Below are 15,397 nucleotides of genomic sequence, written 5' to 3' on the forward strand. Positions count from 1 at the left end.
TTGGGAGCAGCAGTCACATATACAGAATCGGAACTCGTACTTGGCCTTAAAGCCAGGAGTGAGAAACATTTCGGTTATTTATATGATCATTATTCACCAGCATTATATGGTATTGCGCTTAAAGTGCTGAACGATGAGGCAATCGCTGGTGATGTGCTGCAGGAAATCTTTCTCAAGATCTGGCGTGGTATTGATCGTTACGATACCGATAAGGGACGCCTGTTTACCTGGATGGTAAATATCGCCCGTAATACCGCCATTGATACACTCCGCTCAAAGGCCCATAAAATGGGGCAGAAGGTTGCAGAATTAGGGAGCAACGCTCTTGCATCTGACCAGCTGGCTATTTATCCTTCTGTAGATCATCTCGGATTGGTGAAAGTGCTGGAACAGCTCAGCAAGGAACAACGTGTTATTATAGACCTGGCTTATTATAAAGGATGTACGCAGGATGAAATAGCGAAGATATTGGACATCCCTCTGGGAACGGTGAAGACCAGGATGCGTAATGCGATCATACAATTGCGGAATATTTTAAAACAGATCTAAGCAAGTGGATGTTCAACGTTACATATCGTCCGGTATTATCGAAAACCATATTGCGGGATTGCTCTCCGAGCCTGAGTCCCGTGAAGTGGTCAGCGCTATGCAGCAGTATCCGGAAGTAGGTGCTGCAGCTGATGCTGTACAACAGGATATGGAGTACTATATTCAGTTATGGGCCCATAAACCGCCGGCAGGTATCAAACGTCAGCTGATGGAACGTCTCCGCACAGCTGATGTAACCGAAGCTCCTGCTGCTACAGCCGCGCCTGAAACAGTGAAAGAGAAGACTGTTAAAGAAAAAGCAGTCGGCCAAAAAGCGGTTAAAGAAAAAGAAACGTACGACAACCCTTTCCCTGAAGATATTAAAGAAGGTGCCTCACCACTGCGTATATGGCAATACAGTACGGCTGCGGCTGTACTACTGCTGCTGGGAAGTGTGACCATGAACGTCCTTTCCTATGGTGATTCCGTGGGTGCCAGACAGGAAAATGCATCATTGCAGTCTGAACAGGCTGCACTCACTACAGAGAAAGATGCCCTGAAGGAACAGCTGGAATCAGTTCATAAAGAAATGGCCATTATGAAGGACCCTTCTTTCAAATGGACACGCATGCCTGCTGTTGGTAAACATACCGGTATAGTAGCTACGGTCGGTTGGAACCCTCAGTCGAAAGAGACATTCATCCTGGCTCAGGCATTACCGGAACCACCTGCAGATAAGCAATATCAGCTTTGGGCCATCGTTAACGGTAAGCCAATCGATGCCGGCGTTTTTGAACTGGGAGATAAAGCTCACTCCATACAGAAAGTGAAGCCTGTAGACAATGCCCAGGTTTTTGCAGTTACACTCGAAAAGAAAGGGGGGAGTCCTTCCCCGACACTGGACCAGATGTTCGTAGCTGGCAAGGTTTCTGGTTGACCATCCTATTCATTTTACTTCTTTCCTCCAACTATAGCGCTCATTATCAATTATTCCGTAATAATTGCTATCTTTCCTTTATTATTGCATTCCCATTAACCATCTATTAGGATTTATTTGGATTGTAACATCAGGTTGTACCGGTAACAGTGCGTGTACTGTAGCACCTGCAGCTGAATGTAGTGAACACTGTGAAAAGTATTTTTAACAAAATTATTAACTGTTTTGGAATCCGCGTTCACATATACGGAATCTGAGCTGGTGCAGGGGCTGAAAGCCAAAGACCAGAAGGTATTCGGCTACCTGTATGACCGATATTCACCTGCCTTGTACGGGGTAGCACTTAAAGTGCTCAACGACGAAGGCAACGCGAATGATGTATTGCAGGAAGTGTTCCTAAAGATCTGGCGTAACATTGACCGGTACGATGAAAGCAAGGGACGCTTGTTCACCTGGATGCTCAATATTACCCGTAACTCTGCGATAGATACGCTCCGTTCTAAGGCACATAAAATGGATCAGAAAATCCAAGACATTGGGGATGACGTACATTTATATACAGGTAATTTAACTGTACACCCATCCGTTGACCATCTTGGACTTTCAAAGGTTCTTGAGAAACTGACTAAAGAACAACGAATCATCATTGATTTAGCGTACTATAAAGGTTGCACCCAGGAAGAAATATCCAAGGTGCTGGAAATACCTTTGGGTACTGTAAAAACAAGGATGAGAAATGCTATCATCCAATTACGAAACTTGTTAAAATTAGTATAGAGTGGACGCATCACGTTTCATATCGTCCGGGTTGATCGAAGCTTATGTTATAGGCGTAGCCACCTCCAACGAAGTAGAGGAGCTGGAGCGTGGTATGGCACAGTTTCCGGAAGTAAAGGCTGCAGTAGATGACTGCCAGCTTGATATGGAGCAGTACATTACCTTACAGGCTAAAACTCCGCCTGCTTCTGTCAGGGAAAACATTCTCAACATCATCGCTGAAGAAGAAACAGCCCGTGAAAACGGCACCTATGTTGAAGAAACAACTTTCTCCTTTGATCCTCCTGAAAAGAAGCTCGTAAGCAGTGCCTGGCGCTGGCTCGCCGCTGCCATCTTCGTATTACTCATCGGTAGTGCCGCAATGAATTATATATTCTTCGGACAGATCAATGACTACAAAGGACGCTACGAAGCATTGGTCGCTTCGCAAAATACACTCGCATCAGAATCTAATATCTACCGCGCACGCATGGAACAGATGGAGAAATCTATCAACATCTTCAAAGATCCTGCTATAAAAACGGTAAAGATGCCGGGTACCAAACCTTTCCCTACTGCCATGGCTACCGTATTCTGGAACCAGCAGTCGAAGGAAGTGTTCCTCATGGCCAACAATCTCCCGCAACCCGCTGCTGACAAGCAATACCAACTCTGGGCTATCGTAGGTGGCAAACCCGTTGATATGGGTGTGATAGATACCAACGATACCAGCGAACTGCTGCACAAAATGAAATCCATCGACAACGCTGAAGTGTTTGCCATCACCCTCGAAAACAGAGGTGGTAGCGCTGAACCTACACTTGATCAGATGTATGTCGCAGGAAAAGCCAGCTAAACAAGAAAATACATAATTTCGCAACATGCGAAAACTCTGGATCTACACTGTTACACTGCTGTTTTTGCAGCAAACCTATGCGCAGGATACCGCCATCTATAAGGGAATGACCATTAACCTTGATGAAGTGACCGTCGCCGCAAAACGTATAGGCTTTGATGTAAACAGCTTCATTAAAAGAGTAGAAGACGACACTACTTTCTATCGTGCCTTCAAGAATCTTCACCTGCTCGGTTACACTGCGGATAATGATATACGCATCTATGATAAAGGCAGCAACATCCAGGCTTCCCTGAAAAGTCAGACTTTACAGACCATGAAAGGCAGATGCCGGAGTATGCAGGTACTACATCAGGATGTGACCGGCGATTTCTTCGATAAAAAAGGGGCATACAATTACTATACAGCGGAGCTTTATGGCAATCTTTTTTTTACAAAAGGTACTGTCTGTGCAGATGCTACCGGCGAAGAGCCTGAACAGTCCAAAGGCAGTATGGCCCGGCATAAAGCGCAGTTGAAAAAACTCATCTTCAATCCTGGTAAGCCCGTCAGAGGTGTGCCTATCGTTGGCGGAAAAGTAGCCATTTTTGATCCTGAAGTCATGCGCCTGTACAACTTCTCTATTACTTCCCAGGAATATCTTGGTGTATCCTGTTACGTGTTCAGTGCAAAAGCAAGGACCGATCTGAATAGCATGGACAGGGGAGAAATTGTTGTTAATGAACTGATCACCTATTTCAATAAAGAAAATTATGAGATCGTCGGCCGTAAATATTCCCTTTCCTACAAAACAATGGTATTTGATTTTGATGTGAAAATGGATGTGCAGATGACCAAACAGCAGGGATTACTCATACCGGCACTGGTCACTTATGATGGCACCTGGGACGTTCCTTTTAAGAAAAGAGAAACGGCTAGGTTCATCGCAAAGTTTCATACTTTCACTACTCCACAGTAATTAGCAAAAGCATTATAAAAAGAAAAGGACGCACAGTATGCGTCCTTTTCTTTTTATAATGCTTTTGCTGATCGTCTTAGTAAATCACGGTTACGGAGCCAGTCTTCTTCACTTTCTCTCCTGTTGATACTACTTTATAATCCATCACCCATACATAAGAGCCAACCGGTACTCGTCCCTTTGTCCATGTACCTTTCCAGCCTACTTCGGGATCTGTGGTATAATATATCCTTTGTCCCCACCGGTTGAAAATGACTAGCTCAAAATCACTGATCGGACATCGGAATTTCGGTCGGAAATAATCATTAAGTCCATCGGCATTCGGCGTAAAGGCTGTTGGCAGATATACCTGACAACCACATTCCTGAAAGGCAATATCTACCTCATCGATTGATTGCCCGCAGCTGTTATTAGCGACGATGGCATAATGTCCTGCCTGTGTTACCGGGAATATTGGTAAGGATGAACTATCCTGCCATTTATAGGTCGGACCTGCACCATCCGGATGCAGATTATATACTGTGCCCATACACAATAATGTATCTGGTCCCAGGTTAGTACGCAATGTATCTTCAAACAGTACATGGATCGTATCTCTGTCAATACAACGCCCTACTTTGGCTTCCACCCAGTAATAGCCAGACTCTCTTACATAAAAGGTCGCTTGTTTGGAGGTATCCTGCCAGCGGTAGGTCGCCGTTCCGAAATCCGCTTTCAATACCAAAGTCTCTCCCTTACATACCAGTGTATCATTACCCAGATCCAGTTCCCTGTCTGGCTTGTAACGGATCAGGATCGTATCCAGCACTTCACAGGTATTGTTGATCTCTACAAATACCCAGAGGTCCCAGCGGCTTCTGATCGTGGTTGTTTGTGTGGTAGCACGGTTACCCCAGCGGTAGCCGGTGGCGCCATTGGTGTAGGCGTCCAGTGTGATGGATTCTCCCGGACAAAGAACGGTATCCTTACCGAGTGAGAACGGATGTACTGCACCGGTGAAAGCGATGTAGATAGTATCCCGGTACAGGCCACAACCTTTTGCATCAGCTGTTACAATGTACGGTGTGGAGGCCATGGCAGTATCACTGTGTACAATGATATTAGGTGTGATGGCGCCGGTACTCCACAGGTATGTACAGTTCTGGGCGGTAGCATCCAGTTCGATGGTTTCGCCGATACACAGTACCAGGCTGCTATCTCCCAGATCAATTTCAGGAACAGGTGTATAGAAAATATTGACAGAGTCAGGTACCAGGCAACCGTTGATCTTTACTTTGTAGGTGCCCATTGTATCTACCAGGATGCTCGGGTTAGTAGAGCCGTCCTGCCATTCATAGGTGGCGCCCGGTACATCCGGCGCCGTGAGTGTGATCGTGGTACTGTCACAAAGCGTCTGATCGGTAGGACCGAAATCATAGATTACGGGTGCTACGATCGTTAGTGTATTCGTAGAAGTTTGCGGAACGCCGGCACGGTAAGCAATTAATTGCACGGTGTAGTTGCCGACAGTATTATAAAGGTGTGCTCCCTTTATCCGACGGGAAGTATCAGCCGATCCCGAGGCCGGGTCGCCAAAATACCATCGTACAGAATCAATCCCTGCAAGGTCTGCTTCAGCAATCACAAATCTAACACTATCATTCTGGCAGGTCGTCGAGTACGTAAATTGTGTCTGCGCATGGGCTTTAAATGCGCCAAGCGTGGTTATTAAAACCGCGATTAATAGATATAGGCTTCTCATGGAGGGACATGGGTAAGGTGCTAAATTAAAACAAAAAATGATATGTTTTATTTTTTTAATGGAATTACTCCTCGAGCGGTCTGGCACTTACATACCGCTTCCATTTTTCCAGAACTGCTTTAAAATCATCAGGTAATGGACTTTCAAAATGGATAGGTTGGCGGGTACGCGGGTGTATAAAACCGAGTGTTTTCGCGTGCAGGGCATGGCGTGGCATAATCTCGAAGCAGTTTTCGACAAACTGTTTGTATTTGGCAAATACGGTGCCTTTCAGGATACGGTTTCCTCCATAGGTGTCGTCGTTGAACAGGGAGTGCCCGATATGCTGCATATGCACCCTGATCTGGTGTGTACGGCCGGTTTCCAGGCGGCACTCGATGAGTGTCACATAGTTAAAACGTTCCAGTACCTTATAATGTGTGATGGCTTCTTTTCCATATTCACCATCCGGATAGGCGTCCATTATTTTACGGAACCGCTGGTGGCGGCCCACGTGTGCTTCAATTGTTCCTTCGTCTTCCTCAAAGTCACCCCATACCAGGGCCAGATAGCGGCGCTGCACAGTATGGTCGAAGAACTGTTTTGCCAGGTCATTCATCGCCTTGTCCGTTTTGGCGATCACCAGCAATCCACTCGTATTCTTATCGATACGGTGTACCAGTCCGAAACGTGGGATCTCAGGTATCGGTACAGGCTCCGCATTGCGGTCGCCCAGGTACCAGGCCAGTCCGTTAACCAGTGTGCCGGTATAGTTACCACAGCCCGGGTGTACGACCATACCGGGTAACTTGTTGATGATCATGATATCATCATCTTCAAATACGATGTCCAGCGGCATTTCTTCCGGAAGCACAGCCGTATTCTCAGGATTTTTATTGGAAAACACGACGATATGATCGTGTGCCTTTACCTTATAGTTGGATTTAACCGGTTTGTCATTGACGGTGACCATGCCATTATCACAGGCCTGCTGTATTTTGTTACGGGTTGCACCTTCCACCCGGTTCATGAGGAACTTGTCCACACGAAGTGGCTCCTGTCCTTTGTCCGCTATAATATTTACCCGCTCGTACAGCTCCTCGCTGCCTTCGCCGTTCTCCAGTTCATCGTCAATTTCAATCAGTTCTTCCGCCATGAGGATTCAAAATTTTTGCGAAGGTACGAATAACCACCCGCAAGTCCACAGTTTGAGGAAAGGAAGGCGTGCTTCCGGGTATTGAATATGTCATATATAAATAAGTATAAATCATTTCTGTTTTATAATCTGTGAATAAGAGGGCCAGACACGTGAGCTTCTTTGCTGAACGTCGCTAAGCTGTCCACCTGCATTCCTGAATAATACATTGCTGGCAGGATGAATGAAACTACTGGCCAACAGGCTATTGTATACTGTTTCAACATGGCCTGATCGGCTTACTATAAGGATACCTCAAGGTCACTTCAAGGGCACCAAAAGGGCACTTCAATATCCCTGGGATATTGAAGTGCCCTTTTGGTGCCCTTGAAGTGATGTATTAGTATCGGGTTCGTTAGCTTTTCAGACCAGTAGAAAACACCTCTTTCGCCATAGTGATGCACAATGAATACGCAACCAGTAAGCAGCCTGTATTTAACCGCTGTCGGCCGGGCGCTTTTATGCCTGGTTTAGCTTCAGGTGGGTATCGGTGATGCAGATCTTCCCGTGTACTGGTTGTGCGCCATGGCACTTTTACGGCCCCCTGTTGCCCTGGTATCACCGCAAGCTGTAAATCCGTATTTTTGTACCTGCAATATGAACAAGAAGATCCACACGAACGACCTGGGAATCATTGATTATCAGAAGGCCTGGGATTATCAGGAACAGCTTTTACAAGAGAACGTGCGTATTAAGCAGGCATTGGCCAGAGGAGAGATCCAGGCGGGGGAGCAGCAAACGACTAATTACCTGTTATTCTGCGGGCACCCGCATATCTACACCCTCGGTAAAAGCGGTCATCTTGAAAATCTGTTGCTGGACAGTCAGCAGCTGGAAGACAAAGGCATTACTTTCTCAAATACCAACCGCGGAGGCGATATTACCTATCATGGACCTGGTCAGGTGGTAGGCTATCCTATCCTGGACCTGGAAAATTTCTTCACTGATATCGGGAAATACCTGCGTAACCTGGAGGAGGTCATTATACTTACACTGGCAGACTATGGCATCAAAGGTGATCGTTCAGCAGGAGAGACCGGCGTATGGCTGGACCCGCATGATCCTGCCCGCGCACGTAAGATATGTGCAATGGGTGTACGCTGCAGCCGCTGGATCACTATGCATGGCTTTGCCCTGAATGTGAATACAAATCTTGATTACTTCGGGAACATCGTTCCCTGTGGTATTGTGGATAAGAAAGTGGCCTCTATGCATGAGGAGCTGGGCGTAGAAGTGTCTGAAGCGGAGGTAAAAGAAAGATTGAGACATCACTTTGCACAGGTATTTGGCGCCGAGATGATTATGGCCTAAAGGCGGGCCTGTTGCCGTTTTAAAATAAAAGAGGTTGAAGATCAACGGCTAGCTACCTGTCATGACTGTCAGGCAGCTAGCCGGATTTTCAGAAGGAGATGAATGACCGGTTGTTAAAGAATGTTCAGCTGTTGATGCATGATGTCGTCCAGTTCCCGGTCAGAAGCCGTCTTGCGTAATGCTAGTATCTCATCCGCCATAAAACCTGCTGCATATCTTGTTTCGGGTTGTTCAGCTGTAATCGCTGTTGCAATCTGGTCAGCAATGACGGCAGGATCGGCAGAAGAGCTGGTGATATTCCCCCTGATCCCTGCTGCAAACCTGGTCGCCATTTCTTTATACCTCCCATTTCCTGATATATTCATCAGATTATCTGCTGCAATACCAGCCCACTCTGTTTTGATCCCACCGGGTTCAATGACAATCACATCTACGCCAAACTGCCTTACCTCGTTTCTTAAACTGTCACTTAGTCCCTCCAGTGCAAATTTGCTGGCATGGTACCAGGTTCCTAAAGCCATGGCTACTTTACCACCTATTGAAGAGATATTCACGATCTTTCCGTAGTGATGCCATATCATAGATGGTAATACCAGCTGTATCAGTCTGGCCGCGCCGAACAGGTTGACTTCTAACTGATATTTTGCCTCCTGCATGGGCACATCTTCCAGCGCACCATAGGAGCCGAAACCTGCATTATTGATCAGTACATCAATTTTGCCCTCCTTGTTCAGGATATGATTTACGCCGTTCACCATTGACGCCTCATCTGTCACATCCATTTGTAATGTATGGATGCCTTCGGCCTGCAGGTCGCTCATTTTGTCAAGCCTGCGGGAAACGCCATACACTATATTTCCTGCTGCTTTAAGTTGTCTTGCTGTCGCCTTTCCAATACCGGAAGATGCACCCGTGATCAATATTACTTTGCTCATACTATTTGTATTTAGTACGACAAAGATCGATCGCTATCGTTTCTTTCATTTTGTTAAAAAGTCCAATTTGCTTTGTTGAGCATGTCATGTGCTGGCTGGCAGAGAAGGCATCATCCGGAAGTTACAGGCAAAAAAATGACGGCGCTGGTAAACGCCGTCATTACTGTATGTTCAATATGCTTGTTAGTTTCTATAGCTTAATGGGATGTAGAGGTTCCATTTCTCATAAGACTTTCCATCCTGGTAGATCTCAAAGTTGAACCAGCCGGAATGGAGGAAGATCGCTTTTTCCAGGATCAGGAAGGGCTCTTTCACTTCCCGGATCTCGAACAGGAAGGAGCCATCAGGCTCGTAGAACTTTACACTGTATTTTTTATCAGCAGCATCCGGTAGTTTGATATTCACATTGCCATCAGCTGTGGTATAGATATAGTTTGACGGATGCCATACTATCTTTTCCTCTTTTGGTTTTTCTTTCGTTGGACTGGTCGTTGTAGCCACGCCATTGGTGATAGTTACGCCTGCTTCCTTCGCCGCCGCGATCGCATCTTTTACATCGGCCAGCTGTAGCTTCTTACTGTCGTCAATTGTACTGTCAGGCACCGCCAGCATGATCTTCGAGAACATGTAACGACCGTTATTGAACTGAATGAAGATACGGTAGTAGTTGGAGCCCGGGAGTGGCTTCAGATCCTGGTAGCTGATCCTCATATCAGTTGGATTGTTGACAAGTCCGATGGTGCTGAAGTTGAGAACGCTGTCCAGGGAGCGTTGTACACCGATAAACTTTACGTCCCGGAAACCGGATATGAAATCCAGCTGGATCTTACCCGTTTTAATGAGCGCAGAGAACTCAGGCAGAACCGGTGGAGTAGGCTGTATCTGTGCTTTTACTGAAAAAAACGATGCTGTAAAAAAGACTACAAATAAAATAAAACGCGACAACTGCTTCATATATACTAATTCCTATGCTGTATCCATGTCTCCAGTGCCTGTTTTTACAGAAAGCACTGGTTTATCTTCTTAAGTTGGCAAAAGTAATAAATTGCTGGACCTGACTGGTAATCTATACCGTTAAAAAAATCAAAACAAACACATCTTTACCGTTCGTGTGATGCTAAAGCGTGATGAACGTAAATATAAATAAAACTGTTATATAGTGTTTCCCTGTAATCCGCCGGTGTGGATAAGTAACACGTTGCTACCAGCAGGGTACCGGCCATGCTGCACATCTTCTCTGAATCCCATGAGTAGTTTACCGGTGTATACCATGTCCAGCGGCACCCGTGTTTCCGCATAGCATTCTTCCATAAATGATCTTAATGCCGGGGTGACCTTCGCGTAACCACCTCCATGATGCTCATGCCGTAGTTCCCAGTGTGGGTGCGGGCCCGGACGCAGGAGGGAGTTGATCTCGCCGGTCAGATATGCTGCTCCTTTCAGTACTACATAACCTATGACGGTTTGTTGGGGAGTGGCACTATTGATAATGCCTGCGAGGGTTGTACCGGTGCCGACAGCACAGGCAATGTGGCTGAAAGGAATAGCACGTTTATCAACGCCGGAGGGGGGCTGTATATTATCTGTTTGCAGCGCAGCGTTGGCGAGCGGGAGTATTTCCTCGCATCCTTTGGCTCCCAGGGCATTGTTACCGCCTTCAGGTACGATGTACGCATCGGGGTATAGTGACGCCCAGTCTGTAGTGGTTTTATGACGATAGGCTTCCCGGGTGATGAACACCAGTTCCATGCCTTGAGCAGCAGCGTGTTCAAGGGTGTGGCTTAATACCGGTGGACGTTCTCCGCGGATGATACCTGTGCTCGGAAGGTGTAGCAGCTGGCAGGCCGCGGCAGTGGCCGCGATGTGGTTAGAATAAGCGCCTCCGAACGTAAGCAGTCGTGATCTTCCCTGTTGCATTGCGGTGGAGAGGTTGTGTTTGAGTTTAAACCATTTATTGCCTGAGACTTCCGGATGGAGGAGGTCTAGCCGCAGGATGGCGGCGGTGATGGTGGCCGGCAGCCAGGAGGGAGTGATGGACTGAAGGGTGATGTTGTCGTAGTTGAGTTGCATGGTGTGGGCAAAGGTATGACATACCGGGAGAAGTAGTGTTGGGGGGGAGAGGGTGTTGGCTATCAACCGCACAGGTGTGCGTTGTGTACACCTGTGCGGTTGATGAAGGGTAGTTGAGTATGTTGATACATTGTTTGTCAATGTATTATTGACGTATCGGAGAGGCGTAGTTTAGCTGTAATTAATTTGTTTTGACGTGTAATGATTTGTTATCGATGTATTGTTGATGTGTTGTTACTGACCTGTGTAGAGTACTTCGGCAGGGTTGAGTTTTTCCCTGTCTCTGTAAATGCCTGCATCGAGCCAGGCGCCGGTTCCGGTATTGAAGTATTGTACTTTGATACGGTGAAGTCCTTTGCGTAATGGTACGAAGCCACTACGGTCCTGCAGGTCATGTGGGCCGTCATTGTCAACGATGATCTGATCGTCGATGGAGAGGATGGCGCCATCGTCACTGTTGAGATGACATTCGTAGAGATCATCAGCTGGTATTTTTATGAGGCCAGTGAAGGTGATGCCAAATTCCTTTGACGGAACAGGACGAATGTCGATGGCAGGCAAGGTGCCGGTGCTGTCGCCTTTAGCAGGTAGCTGACGGGCGGTGGCAGGAGGCGTTTTTACCAGAGAGAAGTGGATGCCTTTGTTGCCTTGTTTTGTACTGATGGCAGGCAGGAAAGGTTTATGCACATAGGTGGCACTATATACCGGACTAATACGACCATTTGGTAATACAACAATGCATCGTACCGTTGCTGCACTGTCTTCAGGTACATATACCGTAAAGGCCCTTGTTAATGGGTGGCTTCGTACCGTTGGCTGGGTACCATTGAGCGTATAGTAGACCATACTCCCTTTTACCGGAGGCTTGAGATGCACAGTAACAGTAGATGTGGTGACCACTTTACTTTCAAGACCTACAGGTTCGGGAATACGGAAGTTGACACCGGCATAGTCCATACGAGCCAGTTCCAGCGGCAGTTTCTGCAGGAAGCGATCGTAGTTCTTCTTCGCAGGTTGAGCCCAGGCTATTTCTGATAATGCGAGTGCGCGCGGCCATACCATATAGTCAAGCATCGCCTGATCAGGAATGAACTCCGTCCAGATGTTGCCCTGCACACCTTTGATATAGCGTTGTTCCGCAGGAGTCAGAGAAGGAGGTAACGGCTCGTAGTTGTAGGCAGTTTTGAGTGGCAGATAAGCGGCTGCATTCAGTGGTTCTGTAGCAGGCTGACCCTGGGTGTAATCAAAATAGAGATAGGTATTGGGCGACATGATGACGTTGTGTCGCTGCTTCGCTGCTGCGATACCCCCATCTTCGCCACGCCAGCTCATGACAGTGGCATTGGCTGCCAGTCCGCCTTCCAGGATCTCGTCCCATCCAATGATGGTACGGCCTTTACTATTGACAAACTTTTCTATCCGCTGAATAAAATAACTCTGCAAAGCATGTTCATCTTTCAAACCGAGCCTGCGTATCATACGTTGTACTTCTGCGGATTCCTTCCATCTGTCTTTCAGACATTCATCACCACCGATGTGGATATACTGGCTGGGGAAAAGGTCGATCACTTCAGTCAGTACGTCCTGCATGAAGGTGAAGACGGAGTCATTTACCGGATTAAGTACATCTTTGGAAATGCCCCAGGTGGTGCGTACTTCGTAAGGGCCTTTGGTATTGCCGAAGGAAGGGTAGGCGGTAAGGACTGCCTGTGAATGGCCCGGCATTTCTATTTCAGGAATGATCGTGATATGTCTTTCCGCCGCATATTTTACAATATCGCGTACTTCTTCCTGCGTGTAGTAGCCACCGTAAGGTTTACCATCGTAGGTAGTGCTACGGCGGTGATGACCCACAATCGTTTCTTTTCTGACAGATGCAATTTCCTGCAGACGTGGATATTTTTTGATTTCGATACGCCATCCCTGATCATCAGTGAGGTGCCAGTGAAAGCGATTGAATTTATAAAGCACCATCATGTCGATGAACTGTTTGATGGCAGCAGGAGGGAAGAAGTGGCGGCTTACGTCCAGCATCATACCACGGTAAGCAAAGCGTGGGTAGTCCTGGATCTTAACGCCGGGCAGATGGATACTGCCATTATAAGGATCTTGTTTGACAGTGTCAGTTGCAGGTGTAAGGTGTTTATTTACCGGGAACAGTTGTATCAGTGTTTGCAGGCCATAGCATAATCCGGGCGCATCACCCTGGAGGTATACGCGGCCGGTATTTACTTCCAATATATAGCCTTCTGGTTTACCGGTAGATGCTTCTACTATTTTGATGATGGGCTGTGCTGCCTGTTTGCTGGTAGTTGCAGTAGTAGCAGATAGTTTGAAGTGATAGTTGCGCTGCAGGTATTCATTGAGGAAGGCAGCTGTTTTTTCTGCGCCCTTACCACTGTATTGAATGGCGGATTGTTCGTTCACGACAAAGCTGCCAGGCATAGGATTGAGCAGCAGTGGCTCAGGGATGATGGTGATGTCGCCGGTCTTCAGCTGTGCTACTCCGGACAGAAAGCAGCACATGGTGAGCATTGACAGGAATAATGTTTTCATATGCATATTGTTGGTATGGTTATTTACTGGCACTCTTGTCATTCTCTGGTATCTTTTTGCTATGACAACAGCAGCCTGCCGTGTGACAGGCTGCTGTGCATGTTATTCGTTTGTGAGGAAACCGCCTTTACCACGGTAAAGTTTTACTTTTCCGTCCAGCTCCAGTGCCAGTACGGTCATGTACTTATCCTGCGCAGCAGTTGGTACGTCTATGTATACGATTCCGGGTACGGCGCTCCAGGATATCTTACCGACTACTTTATGTGTAAGCGCCTGGTTGTTGCCTACTACACTAACCTTTTTGATATTGTTCACCAGGCCTTTTACCATTACCGGGCCGGTGGTATTACCTGCCAGGAAGAGGTATAAGGTAGTGGAATCTTTTGATAAAGTGGTAGGACCATAGAAGTGTCCTGCCGGAATACCGGCTACAGTGCTGAAGATAGCAGGAGCATGTTTTTTATTCCAGGCACCCAGTTCTTTCAGTACGTTCACTTCTTCAGCAGGAATGGTGCCATCTTCGGCAGGGCCTATATCCAGCAGCATGTTTCCGCCGTTGCTGACAGCATCTGCAAAGATGGTAATGACTTCATAGGGTGTTTTAAAGTTGGTGTCATCCGGATGATAGCCCCAGTTATTATTGATGGTCATACACAGTTCCCACCAGTTATAGTGAGGCCGTGTTACGGGGAAGTTCTGTTCGGGCGTATCGTAGTCACCATATCCCTGCAGGCGTCCATTGATGATGGTATTTGGATTATGATCGGTGAGCATCTTTCTGACCTTTACAGCTTCCCATTCATCGGCACTGTGTTCCCAGTCACCATCGAACCACCAGAGGTCCGGGTTGTACTGCTGCATGACTTCTTTCAGCTGGCCCTGATAGAAGTTAAGGAAGCGCTGCCAGCGGGCAGGATCTTTTTTCGCATCGTAGCGGCTGCTGTCTTTCAGGAACTGTGGATAATCGGCATAGCTCCAGTCAATGAGAGAAAAATAAGCACCGGCTTTAATCCCCTGTTTACGTAATGCCGTATATAAAGGCGTGAGTACATCCCGTTTAGCGGGAGTGCTGTTGGCCATATCCAGTTTGCTTAGTTTGCTGTCCCATAAGGCTACACCGTCATGATGTTTTGTTGTGATAACAGCGTAGTTAGCGCCAGATTCCCTGATAAGGGCGGCCCATTCTTCCGGGTGGTAGTTTTTGGCAGTAAAGCCTTTCAGCTGCTGCATGTAGTCGGCATAGGCAATTTTCCTGTTGTGGAAAGACCATGATTCGTCAACCCCTTTGACTGAATAGATACCCCAGTGGATGAATATGCCGAGTTTCGCATCGGAAAACCATTGCATTTTTTCCCGGATGGCTTCAGGCTGAGTGTGTTGTTGTGCGTTGGCGATCTGTAAAAGTGGTAGCGTGAGAGCTACGGATAAGAGTAAGCGTTTCATTTCTATATTCACATGGATTTATTATATAATGTTTATTAATTCTGCTAAATGGCCCCGGTTGGTACGGGATTTGTTGAATGATGGCCCGTAGGCGTAACATTATCGTAACAAAAAGAAACTGTGAAAATAGTT

General features: G+C 46.9%; 13 protein-coding genes. 6 read left to right on the forward strand and 7 right to left on the reverse strand.

Annotated features, from left to right (window positions below):
* The 5 genes from GWR21_RS24960 (at position 1) to GWR21_RS24980 (ending at position 4,035) form a co-directional block, all read left to right on the forward strand.
* On the forward strand, positions 1-549 hold the full coding sequence (locus GWR21_RS24960; RefSeq protein WP_162334375.1) for an RNA polymerase sigma factor: 549 nt from the start codon (positions 1-3) through the stop codon (positions 547-549).
* A 4-nt stretch (positions 550-553) separates the two neighbouring features.
* On the forward strand, positions 554-1,465 hold the full coding sequence (locus GWR21_RS24965; RefSeq protein WP_162334377.1) for an anti-sigma factor: 912 nt from the start codon (positions 554-556) through the stop codon (positions 1,463-1,465).
* 225 nt (positions 1,466-1,690) lie between these two features.
* Complete coding sequence (locus GWR21_RS24970; protein WP_162334379.1) at positions 1,691-2,242, forward strand: RNA polymerase sigma factor; 552 nt, start codon at positions 1,691-1,693, stop codon at positions 2,240-2,242.
* Position 2,243: 1 nt separating this feature from the next.
* Positions 2,244-3,077 carry an anti-sigma factor gene (locus GWR21_RS24975; RefSeq protein WP_162334380.1) on the forward strand — a complete coding sequence of 278 codons (834 nt, stop codon included), beginning with the start codon at positions 2,244-2,246 and terminating at the stop codon, positions 3,075-3,077.
* A 25-nt stretch (positions 3,078-3,102) separates the two neighbouring features.
* Positions 3,103-4,035 (forward strand): hypothetical protein, encoded by a 933-nt coding sequence (locus GWR21_RS24980; protein ID WP_162334382.1) that lies wholly within the window; start codon positions 3,103-3,105, stop codon positions 4,033-4,035.
* 76 nt (positions 4,036-4,111) lie between these two features.
* Here the strand turns inward: GWR21_RS24980 and GWR21_RS24985 are convergent, their stop codons facing one another.
* Both GWR21_RS24985 and GWR21_RS24990 read right to left on the reverse strand, forming a co-directional pair.
* A complete protein-coding gene (locus GWR21_RS24985) occupies positions 4,112-5,776 on the reverse strand; it encodes a T9SS type B sorting domain-containing protein (RefSeq protein ID WP_238430008.1) in 1,665 nt (554 codons plus the stop codon).
* Positions 5,777-5,840: 64 nt separating this feature from the next.
* Entirely contained in the window at positions 5,841-6,911 is a 1,071-nt protein-coding gene (locus GWR21_RS24990; protein WP_202928990.1) for an RluA family pseudouridine synthase, read from the reverse strand.
* A gap of 636 nt (positions 6,912-7,547) precedes the next feature.
* On the opposite strand from GWR21_RS24990, the gene lipB reads away from it, so the two are divergent.
* Positions 7,548-8,261 (forward strand): lipoyl(octanoyl) transferase LipB, encoded by a 714-nt coding sequence (gene lipB / locus GWR21_RS24995; protein WP_162334386.1) that lies wholly within the window; start codon positions 7,548-7,550, stop codon positions 8,259-8,261.
* Positions 8,262-8,374: 113 nt separating this feature from the next.
* Here the strand turns inward: lipB and GWR21_RS25000 are convergent, their stop codons facing one another.
* From GWR21_RS25000 to GWR21_RS25020, 5 genes are all read right to left on the reverse strand, one after another.
* The gene (locus GWR21_RS25000) at positions 8,375-9,196 is read right to left on the reverse strand and encodes an oxidoreductase (protein WP_162334388.1); all 822 of its coding nucleotides are present in this window, start codon (positions 9,194-9,196) and stop codon (positions 8,375-8,377) included.
* 183 nt (positions 9,197-9,379) lie between these two features.
* Positions 9,380-10,150, reverse strand: a complete 771-nt coding sequence (locus tag GWR21_RS25005) for a hypothetical protein (protein WP_162334390.1) — start codon at positions 10,148-10,150, stop codon at positions 9,380-9,382.
* Positions 10,151-10,348: 198 nt separating this feature from the next.
* On the reverse strand, positions 10,349-11,266 hold the full coding sequence (locus GWR21_RS25010) for a 1-aminocyclopropane-1-carboxylate deaminase/D-cysteine desulfhydrase (RefSeq protein WP_162334392.1): 918 nt from the start codon (positions 11,264-11,266) through the stop codon (positions 10,349-10,351).
* A 234-nt stretch (positions 11,267-11,500) separates the two neighbouring features.
* Entirely contained in the window at positions 11,501-13,822 is a 2,322-nt protein-coding gene (locus GWR21_RS25015; RefSeq protein WP_162334394.1) for a family 20 glycosylhydrolase, read from the reverse strand.
* 102 nt (positions 13,823-13,924) lie between these two features.
* Positions 13,925-15,265, reverse strand: a complete 1,341-nt coding sequence (locus tag GWR21_RS25020) for an alpha-L-fucosidase (protein WP_162334396.1) — start codon at positions 15,263-15,265, stop codon at positions 13,925-13,927.
* Between the last annotated feature and the right edge of the window lie 132 nt (positions 15,266-15,397).

Origin of the sequence: Chitinophaga agri (genome assembly GCF_010093065.1) — a bacterium.
Classification (GTDB): domain Bacteria; phylum Bacteroidota; class Bacteroidia; order Chitinophagales; family Chitinophagaceae; genus Chitinophaga; species Chitinophaga agri.